The sequence below is a fragment of the Bacteroides sp. f07 genome (genome assembly GCF_042854785.1).
Taxonomy (GTDB): domain Bacteria; phylum Bacteroidota; class Bacteroidia; order Bacteroidales; family Bacteroidaceae; genus Bacteroides.
The window spans coordinates 1,128,546-1,147,827 of sequence record NZ_BAABXI010000001.1; the positions used below are offsets into that span (position 1 = coordinate 1,128,546).

A 19,282-nucleotide genomic window follows, 5' to 3' on the forward strand; every position below is an offset into this window, starting at 1 on the left:
TGCTATTGATGACGAATATTCTTTATCTGAATCTTAATTCTTGCCCGCGATAGGTGTCGTCTATTTCTCCATTATTGTATAACAGATGCCCGTTTACAAATGTTTTCTCCACTTTCCAGTGTAAGGTGCGTCCTTCCAGCGGGCTCCATTTGCATTTACTTAAAATACAATCTGCCGTTACCGTCCATTCGGAGTCGGGGCGTACCAATACAAGGTCTGCCTGATAACCTTTATGAATAAATCCACGGTTATTTATTTGATACATTTGAGCTGGTGCATGAGACATCTTTTCCACTACTTTTTCGATAGGGAAGATTCCCTTATCCACAAGTTCCAACATACTGACTAATGAAAACTGTATCATTGGCATCCCGGACATGGCTTTTAAAGCTCCGCCTTCTTTCTCGTTTAGCAGGTGAGGAGCATGGTCGGTTGCAATGGCATCAATCAGGCCGCTGTTGACAGCTTCCTGCAAAGCTTTCCGGTCTTCGGCAGTTTTAATGGCGGGGTTGCACTTGATGCGTGCGCCTAGTGTCCCATAATCGTCCTCCGTAAAGAGTAAATGTGAAACACAGGCTTCTGCTGTAATTCTCTTTTCCGCCAAAGGAGCGTCAGAAAATAAACGTAGTTCTTTAGCGGTAGAAATGTGCATGATGTGCAGGCGGGCGTTTGCCTCGCGTGCCAGTTGTACAGCCAGTTCGGAAGAGCGGTAACAAGCCTCTTCCGACCGGATCACAGGATGGAGAGCCAGAGGCATATCGTCTCCGTATTCTTTTTTATATTTATCCGTATTTTCTTTGATGATTCCCTGGTCTTCGCAATGGGCGGCGATAAGTAAATCGGTTCCGCCGAATATATTGCGCAGGCTGGCCATGCGGTCTACCAACATGTTCCCGGTGCTCGAACCCATAAATAACTTCACTCCGCAAACACGGTGCTTGTCCAGTTGTGCAAACTGGGTGTAGTTATTATTGGTTGCTCCGAAATAGCAGGAATAGTTGACAGATGACTTTTCTCCCAATAGAGCGAATTTCTCATCCAAGGCTTCCAGAGTGGTTGTCTGCGGGTTCGTATTCGGCATATCCATGATAGAAGTAACGCCCCCGGCTGCTGCGGCACGGCTTTCTGTGGTAATGTCCGCTTTATGAGTCAGTCCGGGGTCACGGAAATGTACATGTTCGTCGATGACGCCGGGCAATAGGTAACATCCGGTTGCGTCTATGATTTCATCACAAGGTACGGTTGTCTTTTCTTCACCAGTCAATATCTCGGCGATTTTCTCGTCTTCGATTACGACTGAGCCCAGTACTTTTCTTCCTTCGTTGACAATAATGGCATTTTGGATCAGTGTACGTTTCATTTCTTTTGCGGGAATTTATGGAACCAACTATTTGTTTTTAATTTAATCACACCGAATATGGCTTCTCCAAAGATACTGCTGTTCATCTTGGAAGTGCCCAGTTCGCGATTGATGAAGATGACGGGAACTTCGATGATTTTAAACCCACATTTATAAGCGGTGAATTTCATTTCAATCTGAAAAGCATATCCTTTGAAACGAATATGGTCTAAATCAATCGTTTCCAATACCTGGCGGCGGTAGCAGACGAATCCGGCTGTAGTGTCGTGCACGGGAATACCTGTGATGAATCTCACATATTTGGATGCGAAGTACGACATCAGTACCCGTCCCATCGGCCAGTTTACTACATTCACTCCGCTGACATAACGGGAACCGATAGACACATCTCCGCCTTGTTCCGAGCAGGCCTGATACAGACGTGGGAGATCATTCGGGTTATGGCTGAAGTCGGCATCCATTTCGAAGATATATTCGTAGGCATGTTGCAGTGCCCATTTGAAACCGGCGATATAGGCGGTGCCCAGCCCTAGCTTTCCTTTGCGTTCAATCATGAAAAGACGTTCAGGAAATTCTTGTTGCAGAGTTTTTACTATATTTGCCGTTCCGTCCGGAGAACCGTCCTCTATAACCAGAATATGGAATACTTGGGGAAGTCCGAAAACGGCACGGATGATATTTTCTATGTTCTCCCTTTCATTATAGGTGGGGATAATTACGATGCTATCCGATGTTTGCATATAGTTACTATAAAATTTAGAAACAAAAGTAGCTCTTTTCCTTTAGTTATAGATGAACTAAGGAAAATTTAACGTGTGCTATACTTCATTGGGAAGCGCCTTCCTGTAATACTTCTATCCTTTAAGTATGTACTCCCATTATTTTTTGTACTTTTGCGATGAAATTTTTAATAGGTATGACAATAACTGAGTTGCAACAACAATATGCTGCCCACCCCAATACGGCAGTTATGAAGCGCTTGTTGAAGGACACTTCTGTTCAAACTATCTTTTGTGGCGGGCTGTGTGCATCTGCTGCTTCCCTTTTTTCTTCTGTATTGGTGCAAGAGGGTGGTTGCCCGTTTGTATTTATTTTAGGTGATCTTGAAGAGGCCGGATATTTCTATCACGACCTGACACAGATATTGGGTGCGGAGACAGTGCTTTTCTTTCCCTCTTCCTTCCGACGTTCCATCAAGTATGGCCAAAAAGACGCGGCGAATGAGATTCTTCGTACGGAAGTACTGAGCCGTTTGCAGAAAGGGGAGAAGGGATTGTGTATCGTAACTTATCCGGATGCGTTGGCTGAGAAAGTTGTGTCCCGTAAAGAATTGAGCAGCAAAACGTTGAAACTGAATGTCGGCGAGAAAGTGGATACCACTTTTATAACGGACGTTTTGCATAGCTACGGCTTTGAATATGTAGACTATGTATATGAACCGGGACAATACGCTGTTCGCGGCAGCATTATCGACGTCTTCTCTTTTGCTTCGGAATATCCCTATCGTATTGACTTCTTTGGCGATGAAGTAGAGAGTGTCCGGACTTTTGAAGTGGAAACCCAGTTATCCCGTGAGAAGAAAGACGGAGTGTCTATTGTACCTGACTTGGCAGTGACGGGAGATGTGACTACTTCTTTCCTTGATTTTATCCCGAAAGAGACGACTTTGGCGATGCGTGATTTCCTTTGGTTGCGTGAACGGATACAGGTGGTGCATGATGAGGCGTTGACTCCGCAGGCAATAGCTGTTCAGGAAGCCGAAGAGAATGGGAGGATTACTTTGGAGGGAAAATTGATAGACGGCAGTGAATTTACGATACGTGCGCTTGATTTTCGCCGGTTGGAGTTTGGTAACAAGCCGACCGGTACACCGAATGCCAGTATCACTTTCAGTACTTCCGCCCAACCTATCTTTCATAAGAATTTTGATTTGGTGGCAAACTCTTTCAAAGACTATCTGGAAAAAGGATATTCGCTTTACATCTGTAGCGATAGTACAAAGCAAACGGAGCGCATCAAGGCTATTTTTGAGGATCGTGGTGATAAGATACAATTTACCCCTGTCGAGCGTACTATTCATGAAGGATTTGTAGACAACACTTTACGGCTCTGTATCTTTACAGACCATCAGTTGTTCGACCGTTTCCATAAATATAATTTAAAAAGCGATAAGGCCCGTTCGGGAAAAGTAGCTCTTTCGTTGAAAGAATTGAATCAGTTTACTCCGGGTGATTATGTCGTGCATACGGATCATGGTATCGGACGTTTCTCAGGGCTGGTACGTATTCCGAATGGGGATACTACGCAGGAAGTTCTGAAACTGGTCTTTCAGAATGAAGATGTGGTATTCGTTTCTATTCATTCCCTGCATAAAGTTTCCAAATATAAAGGGAAGGAAGGCGAAGCTCCACGACTGAATAAATTGGGCACGGGTGCATGGGAGAAACTGAAAGAACGCACAAAGAGCAAAATAAAGGATATTGCCCGTGATTTGATTAAACTGTACTCGCAACGTCGGCAGGAGAAAGGGTTTTCTTATAGTCCTGACAGTTTCTTGCAGCGTGAACTGGAAGCGTCCTTTATTTATGAAGATACACCCGATCAGAGTAAAGCGACTATTGAAGTCAAGGCTGATATGGAGAGTGACCGTCCGATGGACCGTTTGGTTTGCGGAGATGTAGGTTTCGGAAAAACAGAGGTTGCTGTTCGTGCTGCTTTCAAAGCGGTAGCCGATAATAAACAGGTAGCTGTCCTGGTGCCGACAACAGTGCTTGCCTACCAGCATTTTCAGACATTCCGCGAACGTTTGAAAGGATTGCCTTGCCGGGTAGATTATTTAAGTCGCGCACGTACGGCATCACAGTCCAAAGCGGTTCTGAAAGGATTGAAAGAAGGGGAAATCGGTATCCTTATAGGCACACACCGTATCTTGGGAAAAGATGTTCAGTTTAAAGACCTGGGGCTGTTGATTGTTGACGAGGAACAGAAGTTCGGAGTTTCCGTAAAGGAAAAACTGCGTCAGTTGAAAGTGAATGTAGATACATTGACGATGACTGCTACCCCGATTCCCCGTACACTTCAATTTTCATTGATGGGTGCGCGTGACTTGAGTGTGATTTCTACTCCGCCGCCCAACCGTTATCCGATTCAGACCGAAGTTCACACCTTCAATGAAGAAGTAATCACGGATGCTATTAATTTTGAAATGAGCCGTAACGGTCAGGTTTTCTTTGTCAACAACCGAATTGCCAATCTGCCGGAATTGAAAGCGATGATTGAACGTCATATCCCGGATTGCCGTGTAGCAATCGGATATGGGCAGATGGAACCATCGCAACTGGAGAAAATCATTTTAGACTTTGTCAACTATGATTATGATGTACTTCTGGCAACAACCATTATCGAAAGTGGTATTGATATTCCGAATGCCAATACTATCATCATCAATCAAGCCCAAAATTTTGGATTGAGTGACCTTCACCAAATGCGTGGTCGAGTAGGACGTAGCAATAAGAAAGCTTTCTGCTATCTGCTGGCTCCGCCATTGAGCAGCCTTACGACAGAAGGAAAACGCCGGCTTCAGGCAATCGAGAACTTTAGTGATCTTGGAAGCGGAATCCATATTGCTATGCAGGATTTGGATATTCGTGGAGCAGGAAATCTGCTCGGTGCAGAACAAAGTGGATTCGTTGCCGATTTGGGATATGAAACTTATCAGAAGATTCTTTCCGAAGCCGTCCATGAACTGAAAAACGATGAATTTGCGGATTTGTACGCAGATGAAATCAAGGGTGAAGGACAGATTAGTGGTGAAGGATTTGTAGACGAATGTCAGGTGGAAAGTGATCTTGAGCTTTTGTTGCCTGCCAATTACGTAACCGGTAGCAGTGAACGTATGTTGCTCTATCGCGAACTGGATGGCTTGACATTAGATAAAGACGTGGACGCTTTCCGTTCCCGGCTCGAAGACCGTTTTGGTCCTGTTCCACCGGAAACACAGGAATTGTTGCGTATTGTTCCTCTTCGCCGCCTCGCAGCACGTTTGGGAGCAGAGAAAATATTCTTGAAAGGCGGACGTATGACCTTGTTCTTTGTTTCCAACCCTGAGAGTCCGTTCTACCAGAGCCAGGCTTTCGGTAAGGTTATAGACTATATGATGAAATATACCCGTCGTTGTGATTTGAGGGAACAGAATGGAAAACGGAGTATGTTGATTAAGGATGTGTCGAATGTAGAGACAGCAGTCAGTGTGCTGCAGGAGATTGTAGCGCTGCCGGTAAAAGAAGATAAATAGACAGTCAGTCCTGCCTATTTATCTTTTTCCTCTACCTTTGTTTCTTTCTACTTCTTTTCCTTTTCCATATAGTTTATCTATCAGGTCCGGACGCCCGATACGTCTCAACTCGTTGATGATGTTCTTTCGTTCTTCCGGTTTATACCAGAAGAAGAATTGGCGTTGAGCCAGTTTCTCCCGTTGAGTTTTAGCGCTGAATACCGGCTCCAAGGTGTACGGATGAAATCCCGTGTACCATGCTTCGGTGGCTACTGTCATCGGAGTAGGAGTGAAGTCCTGTACTTGCTCCAGGTGAAAGTCCAGCCGTTTGGTGATAACGGCGAGTTCCGCCATATCTTCTTCCTTGCATCCCGGGTGTGAAGAGATAAAATAAGGAATCAGTTGCTGACGCAGATTTTCTTCTTTATTGATACGGTCGAATATCTTCTTGAATGTTTCGAACTGTTCAAAAGACGGCTTGCGCATAATAGACAATACACGCTCACTGGTATGCTCGGGAGCCACTTTCAGACGGCCGCTGACGTGATTGATAATCAGTTCACGGGTATATTCGGCAGTACTGCGATTGATAGCTGCATCTTTGCTTTGATGGAGCAGCAAATCATAACGTACCCCACTACCGATAAAGGATTTTTTTATGCCGGGCAAAGCATCTACCGCATGATAAATATCCAGTAACGGGCGATGATCCGAATTCAGATTCGGGCAAACTTTCGGATGAATGCACGACGGTCGTTTGCATTTCTTACAAATAGACTCATCTTTTCCTTTCATCTGATACATGTTAGCAGAAGGACCCCCCAAGTCACTTAAATATCCTTTGAAGTCCGGTAATTGGATAATCTCTTTTACCTCTTTCAGAATAGATTCTTTGCTGCGGCTGACGATAAACTTCCCCTGATGTGCGGAAATAGTGCAGAATGCACAGCCGCCAAAACATCCCCGATGAATATTGATGGAAAACTTAATCATGTCATAGGCCGGAATCCGTTTCCCTTTATATTTGGGATGGGGCATACGGGTATATGGTAAATCGAAAGAACGGTCCAGGTCTTCCTGGCTCATCGGTGGGTAAGGAGGATTAACTACCACAATCTTATTCCCTACAGCCTGCGTGATACGTGCAGCCGCATATTTATTGGATTCTTCTTCGATATGGCGGAAATTGCTTGCCTGTTTTTTCTTATCTGCCAGACATTCTTCATGCGAATAGAGCTGGATATCTTCCGCATCGGGAGTCCACTCGATCTCACGACAAAGATAGGCTGTCTGAGGAATTGTTCCAACAATTTTTTTTAAGTCGTTGACGGTTAATGAAGTTTCTTCTGTTGGAAGTAAACTTTTCATTTTCCGGGTTAATTCTACAATTGGCTTTTCACCCATTCCATAAATGAGCAAGTCCGCGCCACTATCACATAAAATGCTTTTTTGTACTTTATCCTGCCAATAGTCGTAATGGCTTAACCGCCTCATACTGGCTTCAATGCCGCCTAAGATAACGGGGGCATCAGGATAAAGCCTTTTCAGAATCTGACTGTAAACGGTAGAAGGGTAGTCCGGACGCATATCCGGGCGACCGTCCGGGGTATAGGCATCCTCACTACGCAGTCGTTTGTTGGCTGTATATTTGTTTACCATCGAGTCCATACATCCACCAGAGATGCCGAAGAACAGACGGGGACGTCCCAGTTTTTTGAAATCACGTAGGTCATCACGCCAGTTAGGTTGAGGTACGATGGCTATTTTCAAACCTTCCGCTTCGAGAATACGCCCGATAACGGCAGCGCCAAAAGAAGGATGATCCACATAAGCATCCGCGCTGAAGAGAATGACGTCCAATTCATTCCATCCGCGAAGTTCTACTTCTTTTTTAGTAGTGGGTAACCAATCAGTCAATCGATATTCTTTCATGCCGCAAAGATACGGATAATAAAAAAACATCCCAATGATTTTTTTATTCATTGGGATGTTTAACTTCAATCATTAGGATGTTTTTTCAAAACTTCTTATTGATTATGAACTCTAATGTCATCTGTTCTCCGTCGTAGATTTCGCGGAAACCGATACCTTGCTCGGAAAGATATTCTTTCAAATCCTGAAATGCGTCGGCATGGTTCATTATAATCTCTATCGTTTCACCGGGAGAAGCACCACACATGGCTTTTATTGCAGGAATCAGCGGACTGTAAGCTGTTGTTCCGCGAGTATCTACCGTAATCATGGTTATTCCTCTTCTTCCGTTTCCGGACTGGAAAGCCAGGTGAGATAAAGCTTGATAAGTTGCTGCAAACCGAATGCTTTCATATTATTGTGATAAATCACATCGATACAGAGGTCCAGCAAGTCTTTGCTGTCTTCTTCCTGGCTGGCGATAAGGGAGCGGATATTTAGTTTCAACTTATCCAGAACTGCCTCATCTACAATGCCGGTACTGTCGATGAGATGGCGGAACAGAGCATATTTTTCAATTGTTCTCAAGTTTTCGTTAGATACTTCTATGCTGCGCGTACCGCTGGGATTTGCTTGTATAGTATACATCTTTTTCTAGTTTTAAGGGTTATTACAGTAGCAAAGATAGAATTTAAAATGAGAAACAGATTAAAAAAAAGGATATTTTTTATTTCTGAGTAAAGAATCCCAATATGCCTGCCATAATAGTTGCCCGATTAACTTCCGATTGAATGCTTTCAAAAGGAAAACCCAATACAAAAGTGCGGTAGTTTCCTTTGTAGGCGATGCCCGCACTTTGGTTGCCCGGAACATAGGTAAATACCGGAAAAGCAGTATCTGCCGGAACGATACAATCCGGTGCAGGAACGGCATAACTGTTCTCGTTGGGAACACGTGGGATGGTAATCGTACGTCCCAGTCCATTGATCCGGTTTGAGGTCTTATCAGTCAAACTACTTTGGTAACCGTACTTCAGCGTTTTCTCCGTAAACTCCCGGTTTCCTTGTGTTCCGCTCATATCGCTTCCCACATAGGCACCACTAACCAATATGTTACCACCCGACTGGCAATAGCTGGTGATAATCCGTTGCATAGCCGAGGAGAATGTTTTATAGTAGGCTTTACTTGCAGGGTCTTCTTTTTCCAATCCCAGGATATAATCCACTATCGGATAATCTTCCAGTGTCACCAATCCGTTCTCTACTGCTTCATCGCTGCATGACACGAAACTATATTTTCCGACCGCCTGAATCGCTTTCCCGTGAATAAAAGGATAATCAAACGTATTTCCTGCAATTTTCATTCCTTCTAATTCGCTTCCGCTATGCCCCAGGCTACCTTCTCCCTCTTTACCTGCCTGCGAACGGTCGAATCCGGTCTGTGCTCCGCTGAATGAAATATTCGACAGGTACGGAACTCCGGGATCTTGTTCTAAATCGAATCCCGCTTTATCAAAAGTATTAATAACAGCCGGACCGCTGATTCTGTCAAATCCATTGATGATTAATACCTTTTCCCGTTCCCGTTTTGCTTTATAGGCGGAAAGAATCTCGGATGGGAAACTTTCTCCACCCCGGTTAACGGCAGTCACTTTAAATGAATAAACAAGTCCCGGCTCTATCTTGACTGTATAAGACGGTTTGCTGACTAAAGTTCCATTGTCAAATCCACCGTAACCGATGCGTGTATATACAATGTATTCCCGTGGACGGGCAGTAGGCTCTTGTGGATCATCCTCACCTTTCCAGGAAAGTTCCAGCGTATTCTTCTTTTTTCCGAAACGGATAGCGAAATTACTAACAGGCAAAGGTTGCACTACATATTCTTTGTCATGTTGGCTGGTAATAAACTGCAAGATACCTTTATAAATGGCACGTCCTACGGTAAATTTGAAATTCGGATCGTGTCCCAACTGCATATCAGCGAAGTTCTGATGAGAAAGTAACTCGATGATCGTAGAAGGAGTGGCGGGAAGCCGCGTCTCGCTATAATTCCGGTTCCACATACTCCGGCGTGTCCAGGGCAGGTTATAGCTCGAATGAATATCTTTCTGAATCTGAGAAAGCAGGATATCGGTTAGGTCACGTGATGCATACCGATCTGTTCCCGTGTTCAGTTTGCCATTATTAAAGTCAGTTGTATAAATGCCGAGCGAACCAATCAATTCATCTGTTTTACTGCATCCTGCGTCACTATGCAGTGCCATTGTCATTTCCAACGGCACACGCAATCCCGGTTGGTTCGGATTATAAACGGAACCGCCCGATAAATAATTAATAGCATTGGAACGTGTATTGATATCATCCACATAATCATTTTCACCTTTGCGTCCGGCATATACTTCGGATGGCATTCCTGCCCATTGTGCCGAGTAACGCGCTCCTTCGAGGTAACGGGGCAGTCCGCTGATCTTTCCGCCCCGGGAAATATTGCCCATTCCTCCGCCAAAACGTACCGCATCGGCACATACTACACCATGCTCATTGCTTTCGTTACTTAATACAACCATGCCATAGTCATTATTTCCCTTGTCAAATTCAAAAGTACCTAGATAAACCCACGTGCCTCCACCTATTTTTTGATTTACTTTAAATTCTGTAACTCCGCCATTATGAAAAACGAGGTACTTGGCATCGCTGACGCTATTCGGCAGTGTCTGATAAGAAACGTAAACGGCGTATTCGCCTGTTGCCGGCAGGTTAGGTACCCATTCGGCAAATGCCTGATCCTTATTTTTCTTTTTCTTTCTCTCGGTGGAGATGAAACGGCAGGTTCCGTCGGTGAACGGATTTTCCCCATCCCTATAAATCGTCTTCTTTTGGGCGAATCCTTTTACAGGAGCCATTGCCCATTTTGCTTTTTTACTTCCTACTTCCAGATAAAGGGAAGCGTTGGGCATATCATTGTCTACTATGATTTCATTCTTTTGCGTATCCCGTTCGCGGGGAGTATAAACGATGGCACCGGCATTTTCCAGCATGGGAATTACATAAGGAAGAACGAAAGATTGGGTGAACAAATCTTCCGTAGTGCAGAATAGGCGGGGACGTTGCCATCCCCATTCGCTCTTGTCATTCTTGAAGTAATTGCCATGACTTTGCCAGATTGCAATGTGACGGTCTTGCAATCCGCGTGAAATATCATTAGGCCGTGAGATGTTTTTTACCCAGGGCGCTCCTTTATAATCAACGTTCAGAGACATTCGCTCCTTGTCTTTTTTCTTGTTCCGATACAAATTAGGAACCAGTTCTTCAATAGGCTTTCCGTCCGCATAAATCGTCAGTTGATAATAATGGACAGGGCCGGGGAGCAATTCTTTTATTTGATTATAAATCGTTTCTACCGTTTCTGGGCGGAAAGGTTGGTAAGCGAAACTTTCCGAAACATAGACAGTAATCGTTTTGCGGTCATAATTAATATCGATATTATTCAGTTTGGGTGTGCTGATTTTAGCTGTTGCGGTATATTTGCCGAAATAATCGGTTAACCGTTCTTTTATATTCCTTTCAATATCCTGTGCGGAAAGGAAGTTTATGCCGAGCGTAAGGCATAGAAAAAACACTATTATTTTTTTCATCATTCAATTCTTTTAGGTCATGTATCACAGATTGCCCGCAAAAATAAACAAAAAAAGAGTGAGAAGTATCCAAACTTCCCACTCTTCTTTCATTGTTTTTATGTTCTCTTAATCAAGAATGTTTTTCCTTATAATGGAATATATTCCACAAATGCTTCCATTGCTTCGTAAGAAGCCAGTCCTAACTGGTCGTACAAAGTAGCTGTACCGCGGTTGCGGTCTTCACTACGCTGCCAGAACAAACGTTCGTCATTACCCAGGAACGGAGCGCTTTCCATCTGAGACTGATGTTTCAAGATAGAATTACGTTTTGCACGAAGTTCTTCCGGACTGATAGGCACTGCCATTTCGATGTTTTCAATTTCCCATTCAGCCCACGCGCCACGATACATCCAGATGCGGCAGTCTTTCAACCATTTTGCACCCTCTTCTTTTTCGAGGTCGACGGCAGCAAAAACAGCATCCGTACATACACGGTGTGTTCCATGCGGGTCGGCAAGGTCGCCAGCTACGAATATCTGATGAGGCTTTATTTCGCGGAGCAGGTTACGTACGATTTCCACGTCCGCTTCGCTGATAGGATTCTTCTGAATCTTACCAGTTTCATAGAACGGCAGGTCGAGGAAGTGTACACGATCCAGCGGGATATTGTTGTAAGTGGAAGCTGTACGGGCTTCACCACGACGAATCAGACCTTTGATAGTCAGAATGTCACGACTGTCCATATCACCATCCTTCTTATTTTTCAGGAAGTTACGTATTTCTGCATATTTCTCATTGATAACCTGGTCCTCGCTATTGTTGAAAAGCTGGTTGAATCCGTTGATGAAATGCATGAAACGAACTACTTCTTCATCACCTACGGCGATATTACCGGAAGTTTCGTATGCTACATGTACTTCATGCTTCTGTTCTACCAAGCGGCGAAGCGTTCCCCCCATGGAGATTACGTCATCATCCGGATGTGGAGAGAAGATAATTACACGCTTCGGGAACGGTTTGGCACGTTCAGGACGGTAAGTGTCGTCAGCATTCGGTTTGCCACCCGGCCATCCGGTGATGGTGTGCTGCAAATCATTGAAAATCTTGATATTTACATTGTATGCAGAGCCATAAAGAGCCAACAGTTCACTCAAGCCGTTTTCGTTATAGTCTTTATTGGTCAGTTTCAGGATAGGCTTGCCTGTCAACTGGCATAACCAGACGATAGCACTACGGATCAACTTGTCGTTCCATTCGCAGGAAGTTACCAGCCACGGACGTTGGATACGTGTCAGGTTCATGGCTGCCGAAAGGTCGAGAGCGACATGCGCGTTGTTGTGAGTTTGCAGGTAAGATGCAGGAATCGTGTCGGTGATGGCACCTTCCACACATTCTTTAATCATGGCTGCCTTGTTTTCACCCCATGCAAGCAGATAAACTTTCTTAGCGCCGAGAATGGTAGCTACACCCATCGTAATAGAACTGATAGGAGTATTATCCATCGTTCCGAAAATCTTGGCTGCCTCATTGCGTGATGCATTATCCAGCAAAATCAGGCGGGTGGTAGAATTCAAGCGTGAACCCGGTTCGTTGAATGCGATATTTCCTACACGACCGATACCCAGCAAAGCAATATCAATACCACCAAAGCTTTCAATACGCTGTTCGTACAGACGGCAGTATTCAAAGATAGTATCTTTGGCAATGCTTCCATCCGGGGTGAATATATTCTGCTTGTCGATGTCGATATGATCCAGCAACATATTCTTCAAAGCGTTGAAGTTGCTGTTGACAGCATCGGGAGACAATGGATAATATTCGTACATGTTAAATACGATCACGTTGCGGAAGCTGAGTCCTTCTTCCTTGTGCATGCGGATAAGTTCCGTATATACGTGTCTGGGCGAATCACCGCCTGGCAGTGCCAATACGCAGAAACGTCCTGCCTTTTGCTTTTCGCGGATGGTCTGTGCTATTTCGCGAGCAATGTAGTTAGCGCCTTCTTCTACAGATTCATAGATGTCTGTGGGGATTTTTTCGAGTCTTGTCAAGACTGATTTTTCAAATGCATTCTCCGGTCTGTAATATCTGGGGGAGACCCGGTGGAGACTGATTTGAGAACTAAGATTTGTTTTCATAAAGTTGTTAATTAAGTTATGTAAGATTAGCGTCCTTACGACTGTATTTTCACGACAAAGATACAAAAGAAGTCTATATTATTAACTACCTACTTCAAGGTATTGTTGTCGTTTCAATCCGTTTTTAACATTTGTTTTATAGCATATCCTATAGATGAAATTCGTCGGCATCTTTCCATACCGGAAACTTCTCTCTGAATTGGTTGAGAGAGACCGGATTGAGCGTTGTCGTAGCTATTCCCTCTTGTCCGTCGGGCAGAGAAGCTATTTCTTCGCCAAAAGCCGAGTAAACTCTGCTGCCTCCGTTATATTCCAAATGATATCCATCGGTTCCGGTTCTGTTCACGCCGCATACATAACATTGATTTTCGAGTGCACGTGCGCGCAGCAGGGTATCCCATGCCAGGCGGCGGGGGACAGGCCAGTTTGCTACATATATTAATAGGTCGTATCCGTTGTTTACATTCCGGCTCCATACCGGGAAACGAAGGTCATAGCAGACAAGCAGGCAGATATTCCATCCACGGTAGGGGATAATGAGCCGTTTGTCACCCGCTGAGAAGTGTTCTGCTTCCCGTCCCATACGGAACAGGTGTCGTTTGTCATAATAGAATCCTTCTCCTTCGGGAGTCAGAAAGAAGGCGCGATTGAAGAACCGCCCGTTATCTGCTGCTATATAACTGCCGCAGATAGCCAGTTGGAATTGCGAGGCCCATTGTTTGAGAGTTGTAGCCGTTTCGCCGGAGTTTGATTCTGCCAGCATTTCGCTTTGCATACTGAATCCGGTAGAGAACATCTCCGGTAAAACAACAATCTCCGTTGTTCCACGGAGGCTTTGCAGCTTTTCGTGGAGCAGACGGAGATTTTCTTGTTTATTTTCCCAAACGATATCGGTTTGTACTATGGAAATACGGATAGACTCCATAATTGAATACCTCTATACTAATATTTAAAGTTCGCCAAGAACAAAATTCTCAGGATGTTTACCTTTAAAGTCCTTGAAATAAAGTTTGATTTCTCTCATATCCTTGTTGATATCTCCCGATGGCATGATGGCTTTTGTTGCCGAAATTGTCTTTTTGGTATAATCAATGCCAATCAGGACAATAGGGACCTGGGCCTTCAAGGCGATAAAATAAAAACCTTTCTTCCAGTTTGGATTCGCTTTACGGGTTCCTTCGGGAGTGATAGCCAGGTGGAACTTATTGCACTCGGCAAAATGGTGAACCATCTGGTCGACTAACGACGTCTTCCGGCTGCGGTCTACAGGAATCCCGCCCACTGCTTTGAAAAAAAGTCCGAGCGGAAAGAAAAACCATTCTTTTTTCATCATGAAACTTGTCTTGCGGCCTAAGGCGCCATAAAACAGTTTTCCAATAAATAAATCAAAGTTTGTTGTGTGTGGAGCGGCACATATCACGCATTTATCATAATTAGGTACCGTAACGTTTGTCTTCCACCCTAACAGGCGGTAATAGATAAAGCTATAAATTGCTTTCTTCATTCTGCTTTTAGTTCAATTTCCCGATAGCTTCAATAATCTCGTTTACCTTTGCATTAAAGTCTGCACGGAATTTCTTATAAAAACCTTTCACATTTCCCGGTTCTGTGTGGCTGATGCGGGTTACAAATTCATCCTGCATCTTCAGTACTTCAGCCATTAGCTCATCAGCTTTAGCTTTGTCAGTTCCAGGGATAAACATACTGTTGATTAAACACTCGGTGAACAATTCTCCTGCGATATAGTTTACGTTCTTTTTGAGTTCTCTTCTATTTGCCATAATCTTCATATTTAATGGTGAATAATAAAAATATTTGCGGTAAAGATAGGCACTTTCTTTGATTCAGGCGAATAAATAATCGAAAAAAACATTATTCGAGCTGTTATCTTCTTGCTGTACAACCGCTTTCAGCCTTCAGTCTCTTTTTTAAATGCTCCATTTCATCGAAAGATTTGGCTGAAAGCGAAATGTCTCCCTTTCAGGGGATGCTTTCAGCCGAATCACCCTCTATCAAGTCGTTTCAAAGTTCAAGCCAGAGCTGAAGGCGACTTTTGTGTTATATATTCTGAGGGTTAAAAACTGGTACTTGAATAGGACAAAACATATAGGAGACCTGTTGGTGGCAAGTACTGCATTTAGCCCAATGATATAGAAGAGTTACGAAAGACAAGTACAAGGTATTTATCGCTGTAGTACCCGGAATTCTTCTGCTTTGAATGGCAATGCAACTTTAGAAATAATATCCCAGATTCACGAAGCAACTTCCTTTATCCGTCTGATTGGAATATCCCAATGATATTTCCAATGGTCCGAAGATACTGTCCATTCCGTAACCGGCACTGATACCGAATAATTGTTTGCCCTTCAATACCTCAAAGAAATTACTGTTTGTCAGTCCGTAATTTCCTGTCAGGGTGAGGTAATGGATAGCTCCCATGCGCTGTCTGAATTTTAACGATGCAATCATGATTGTATTATCCATCAGTTCCAGGTTGGTAATTCCTGCAAAAGGCAATTGCTGCGGGATATAAAAACCGGGTACTTCACTGCCAATCGCATTTTGCAGAGGATATGGGAATCCTTTTCCAATCAGGATACGCCCGTAAATGGAAGGAATGATGGAAAAACGACGGGTGATGGGAATGACGCTCGCCCACGAAGCGCTCAATGCAGAGAATGGGGCATGGTCATTGTATTGTGCCATGTTATCCGTATAGAGTGAATAGGCTGCTTTGAAATCACTACCCTTGGCGGGGAAATATCCCTTATCATAAGTATTATATTGTACCTGCGCAAAATAACTCAGGAAATGCTCTGATTCTACATTCAATCCGATGAATTCCGGTTTCTTGAACAGGAAATCCTTATACTTATAATATTCGAAACGAAGTCCTAGCCCGAAGCGGAAGTTCTTGTACCATACATCAGAGAAACCGAATTCGGCTAAATGATATTTATAAGTAGTGTTATAAGCACGGTCGCCTTCCTCATATATGTTGATATCATTGTATTGGAACATATATGAGAAGTTGAAATTGCGTTGTTGCATCGGTTCGAGAGTATAGTCTATACGGGCGGCATATCGTTTTCCCAGTCGTCCGGTAAGGGACAGGCGGGAAGGGATGTGGGTTTTGAGATCTGCCGTTGCGTTGAGTAGCAGAGACGCTATTTCTTCCGAATCGAAACGGATGCCCAAATTGATTCTTCTCTCATATTTCTCTTGCAATAGGAAGTTGAGGTGATAGCCTTCGGGAGTGTCTGTCAATGTATAACTGGCACTGGAATAAGACTGGCTGCCACGTAACTGGAACAAGGCTTGTTCTATCTGTTGAGTAGAGATGTTACTGTTTTCTTTCAGGTTACACTTCTTCATTAGCCATTTCTTGTCGTCGGCTTTCACACCGGTGAAGGAAATGTCCGTCACATAGATGGTACGTACGTTAGAAAGGGAAGAGTAGGGACCATGTTGTTTGGGCTTATAATCGTCCGGTATTCCTATTTTCTTTTTCAGGGCAAGCAGAGAGTTCCATTGTTCCCTTGCCGCTTCTTCGCCTCTTTGCATCAATGTGTCGATGGCGGCAGGCGTGAAACTGGCGGAAGAATAGCCGTCCACATTCACACGGATATAGGTATCTGTGAGATCTACATTTTTTTCATGGTTCGTCTGGCAGGTAATGTCTACAATCTGTCCTAAAATATCAGGGACACTGTTTAGTTTGTCTGCTGTTTTCAGAGCGTTCTGTACATCAACCCCGATAATAATATCGGCTCCCATTGCTTTGACTACATCTGCCGGGTAATTGTTGACAATACCACCATCTACCAGCACCATACTGTCCTGTCGTACCGGGGTGAATGCGCCTGGAATGGCCATACTCGCACGCATAGCAGTAGAAAGTATTCCGTTGCGGAATACGATTTGATCTCCTTTTACAATATCAGCCGCTACACAGGCAAAGGGTATGGGAAGTTTATTGAAGTCGATAGAGTCATGATACCCCATCGTCAGGTCCGAGAATAAATTGGCGAGATTCTGTCCTTTCATGATTCCTCCCGTAGCTGCGTCTTTGGGAGTTTTGGTGAAAGGTATGGAGATGACAAACTTCTCAGAGCGTTCACGGTCGGTCAGTGACATGGAACTTCGTTTGACCCGGTCACTGAGCAGGAATGTCCAGTTTTGTTTCCGTACCATACTATCCAGTTGTTCCGGTGTGTATCCGATGGCGTAAAGACCACCTACGATAGCCCCCATGCTGGTTCCGGCTATGTAATCAATAGGGATTCCGGCTTCCTCAATCACTTTCAATGCTTTGATGTGTGCCATTCCTTTGGCACCGCCACCGCTCAGAACTACTCCCACCTTTTTGCGTTGCTCCTGAGAATGCAAAGAAAAAGGCAATAAGATGCAAATTGACAAAACTAATGTTGAAAAGATTTGTTTTTTCATTAGGACACGGTCTAGTATTGTTGTTTTTATTATAATACAAATGTAGGGTATAATTTGTTTAGTTGTTGATATGGGAATTAAAAAAAATGTTCCAAAAGTCGGAATTGTGGATTATTTCTACACATTACCCGGCAAATTCCACATTCCTGCATCTGGAATGACAGCGTATAATGGACTGAATACCAATAAATAGGTAGTGTAAATAGTTTTGGCACGTAAATTGTGTAAAAGGAATATAGAACAAACATAAGTTAAATTTAATAATAAGATTCGATATGAGATTATTCTTTTCGAGACATGAGTTGAAACTGAGGAGAAAGAGAACCATTGCTGCTATTATTTGCGCGGTATTTGTGCTGGGCGTGTATTGGATATTGACTCGACCTCAGAAGGCTGAGCCGGAGATGCCGACAGTCATTGTTGAACCGGTGGTGAAAGACGATGTAGAAATATATGGGGAATATGTGGGACGTATCCGTGCCCAACAGTTCGTCGAAGTACGTGCCCGTGTGGAAGGTTATCTGGAGAATATGCTTTTCGCTGAAGGTACGTATGTAAACAAGAATCAAGTTTTGTTTGTGATTAATCAGGATCAGTATCGTGCCAAAGCGGATAAAGCCAGAGCCCAGTTGAAAAAAGACGAAGCACAGGCTTTGAAGGCGGAACGTGACTTGAAACGTATCCGTCCGCTGTTTGAACAGAATGCAGCGAGCCAGTTGGACTTGGACAATGCGGAAGCCGCTTACGAGAGTGCTGAAGCAACCGTAGCCATGAGTGAGGCGGACTTGGCGCAGGCGGAGCTTGAGTTGGGTTATACTATTGTCCGTTCGCCATTGTCAGGACACATTAGTGAAAGAAATGTGGACTTGGGTACATTAGTCGGTCCCGGTGGAAAATCATTGCTCGCTACCATCGTGAAAAGTGATACGGTATTGGTAGACTTTAGCATGACGGCGCTCGATTACCTGAAAAGTAAGGAAAGGAATATTAATTTGGGACAGCAGGATTCTACCCGTTCCTGGCAACCGAATATTACCATAACATTGGCAGATAACACTGTTTATCCCTATAAAGGTTACGTAGACTTTGCCGAGCCGCAAGTCGACCCGCAGACCGGTACTTTCTCCGTGCGTGCGGAAATGCCTAACCCGAAACAAGTATTATTACCGGGACAGTTTACAAAAGTGAAATTGTTGTTGGATGTCCGCGAAGGTGCACTTGTGGTTCCGATGAAAGCGGTTACTATCGAGAAAGGCGGAGCCTATATTTATACTATGCGTAAAGATAATGCGGTAGAGAAACGTTTTATCGAATTAGGTCCGGAAGTAGGGAATAATGTAGTGGTGGAAAGAGGACTGGCAGAAGGAGAAATGGTTGTTGTAGAAGGCTTCCATAAGTTGACTCCGGGTATGAAAGTACGGGTAAGCCGGGCAGATGTAGAAGCCGGAGATAGTATAATAACGACAAAAAATGAAGTGGTTGGGGTAGAAGATAGTACTACCGGAACGAAAGATAACGCGAAAGGAGAATAA

Annotated in this window: 13 protein-coding genes; 2 read left to right on the forward strand and 11 right to left on the reverse strand. The window is 44.0% G+C overall.

The features are described 5' to 3' along the window. Positions 1 to 22: 22 nt before the first annotated feature. Together ACGHVY_RS04460 and ACGHVY_RS04465 are read right to left on the reverse strand one after the other, a co-directional pair. Positions 23 to 1,360, reverse strand: coding sequence for a dihydroorotase (locus ACGHVY_RS04460; RefSeq protein ID WP_390597409.1), 1,338 nt, complete (start codon positions 1,358 to 1,360; stop codon positions 23 to 25). Next, entirely contained in the window at positions 1,357 to 2,100 is a 744-nt protein-coding gene (locus ACGHVY_RS04465) for a polyprenol monophosphomannose synthase (protein WP_308746715.1), read from the reverse strand. Before ACGHVY_RS04465 ends, ACGHVY_RS04460 begins: the two co-directional genes overlap by 4 nt. A gap of 176 nt (positions 2,101 to 2,276) precedes the next feature. On the opposite strand from ACGHVY_RS04465, the gene mfd reads away from it, so the two are divergent. Continuing rightward, positions 2,277 to 5,654 (forward strand): transcription-repair coupling factor, encoded by a 3,378-nt coding sequence (gene mfd, locus ACGHVY_RS04470; protein WP_390597411.1) that lies wholly within the window; start codon positions 2,277 to 2,279, stop codon positions 5,652 to 5,654. An 18-nt stretch (positions 5,655 to 5,672) separates the two neighbouring features. Here mfd and ACGHVY_RS04475 read toward each other — a convergent pair whose 3' ends face one another. From ACGHVY_RS04475 to ACGHVY_RS04515, 9 genes are all read right to left on the reverse strand, one after another. Continuing rightward, positions 5,673 to 7,565 (reverse strand): YgiQ family radical SAM protein, encoded by a 1,893-nt coding sequence (locus ACGHVY_RS04475; RefSeq protein ID WP_390599647.1) that lies wholly within the window; start codon positions 7,563 to 7,565, stop codon positions 5,673 to 5,675. 85 nt (positions 7,566 to 7,650) lie between these two features. After that, positions 7,651 to 7,875, reverse strand: a complete 225-nt coding sequence (locus ACGHVY_RS04480) for a sulfurtransferase TusA family protein (protein WP_390597413.1) — start codon at positions 7,873 to 7,875, stop codon at positions 7,651 to 7,653. Positions 7,876 to 7,877: 2 nt separating this feature from the next. Beyond that, on the reverse strand, positions 7,878 to 8,192 hold the full coding sequence (locus ACGHVY_RS04485) for a hypothetical protein (protein WP_308746947.1): 315 nt from the start codon (positions 8,190 to 8,192) through the stop codon (positions 7,878 to 7,880). Between the two features lie 79 nt (positions 8,193 to 8,271). After that, positions 8,272 to 11,181, reverse strand: a complete 2,910-nt coding sequence (locus ACGHVY_RS04490; RefSeq protein WP_390597414.1) for a xanthan lyase — start codon at positions 11,179 to 11,181, stop codon at positions 8,272 to 8,274. Between the two features lie 128 nt (positions 11,182 to 11,309). Beyond that, positions 11,310 to 13,301, reverse strand: coding sequence for a glucosamine-6-phosphate deaminase (locus ACGHVY_RS04495; protein WP_308746945.1), 1,992 nt, complete (start codon positions 13,299 to 13,301; stop codon positions 11,310 to 11,312). 148 nt (positions 13,302 to 13,449) lie between these two features. Beyond that, a complete protein-coding gene (locus tag ACGHVY_RS04500; protein WP_390597417.1) occupies positions 13,450 to 14,226 on the reverse strand; it encodes an amidohydrolase in 777 nt (258 codons plus the stop codon). Positions 14,227 to 14,250: 24 nt separating this feature from the next. Beyond that, entirely contained in the window at positions 14,251 to 14,805 is a 555-nt protein-coding gene (locus tag ACGHVY_RS04505; RefSeq protein ID WP_308746943.1) for a 1-acyl-sn-glycerol-3-phosphate acyltransferase, read from the reverse strand. Positions 14,806 to 14,812: 7 nt separating this feature from the next. Next, positions 14,813 to 15,082, reverse strand: a complete 270-nt coding sequence (locus ACGHVY_RS04510; protein WP_308746942.1) for a hypothetical protein — start codon at positions 15,080 to 15,082, stop codon at positions 14,813 to 14,815. 451 nt (positions 15,083 to 15,533) lie between these two features. Beyond that, positions 15,534 to 17,750 carry a patatin-like phospholipase family protein gene (locus tag ACGHVY_RS04515; protein WP_390597420.1) on the reverse strand — a complete coding sequence of 739 codons (2,217 nt, stop codon included), beginning with the start codon at positions 17,748 to 17,750 and terminating at the stop codon, positions 15,534 to 15,536. Between the two features lie 275 nt (positions 17,751 to 18,025). Between ACGHVY_RS04515 and ACGHVY_RS04520 the strand changes: the two genes are divergently transcribed. Continuing rightward, positions 18,026 to 19,282 carry an efflux RND transporter periplasmic adaptor subunit gene (locus tag ACGHVY_RS04520; RefSeq protein WP_390597422.1) on the forward strand — a complete coding sequence of 419 codons (1,257 nt, stop codon included), beginning with the start codon at positions 18,026 to 18,028 and terminating at the stop codon, positions 19,280 to 19,282.

Coding starts and splice junctions, on each gene's coding strand:
- ACGHVY_RS04485 (WP_308746947.1), bottom strand. CDS start 8,192: ATGTATACTATACAAGCAAATCCCAGCGGTACGCGCAGCATAGAAGTA.
- ACGHVY_RS04500 (WP_390597417.1), bottom strand. CDS start 14,226: ATGGAGTCTATCCGTATTTCCATAGTACAAACCGATATCGTTTGGGAA.
- ACGHVY_RS04465 (WP_308746715.1), bottom strand. CDS start 2,100: ATGCAAACATCGGATAGCATCGTAATTATCCCCACCTATAATGAAAGG.
- ACGHVY_RS04460 (WP_390597409.1), bottom strand. CDS start 1,360: ATGAAACGTACACTGATCCAAAATGCCATTATTGTCAACGAAGGAAGA.
- ACGHVY_RS04515 (WP_390597420.1), bottom strand. CDS start 17,750: ATGAAAAAACAAATCTTTTCAACATTAGTTTTGTCAATTTGCATCTTA.
- mfd (WP_390597411.1), top strand. CDS start 2,277: ATGACAATAACTGAGTTGCAACAACAATATGCTGCCCACCCCAATACG.
- ACGHVY_RS04495 (WP_308746945.1), bottom strand. CDS start 13,301: ATGAAAACAAATCTTAGTTCTCAAATCAGTCTCCACCGGGTCTCCCCC.
- ACGHVY_RS04480 (WP_390597413.1), bottom strand. CDS start 7,875: ATGATTACGGTAGATACTCGCGGAACAACAGCTTACAGTCCGCTGATT.
- ACGHVY_RS04490 (WP_390597414.1), bottom strand. CDS start 11,181: ATGAAAAAAATAATAGTGTTTTTTCTATGCCTTACGCTCGGCATAAAC.
- ACGHVY_RS04520 (WP_390597422.1), top strand. CDS start 18,026: ATGAGATTATTCTTTTCGAGACATGAGTTGAAACTGAGGAGAAAGAGA.
- ACGHVY_RS04475 (WP_390599647.1), bottom strand. CDS start 7,565: ATGAAAGAATATCGATTGACTGATTGGTTACCCACTACTAAAAAAGAA.
- ACGHVY_RS04510 (WP_308746942.1), bottom strand. CDS start 15,082: ATGGCAAATAGAAGAGAACTCAAAAAGAACGTAAACTATATCGCAGGA.
- ACGHVY_RS04505 (WP_308746943.1), bottom strand. CDS start 14,805: ATGAAGAAAGCAATTTATAGCTTTATCTATTACCGCCTGTTAGGGTGG.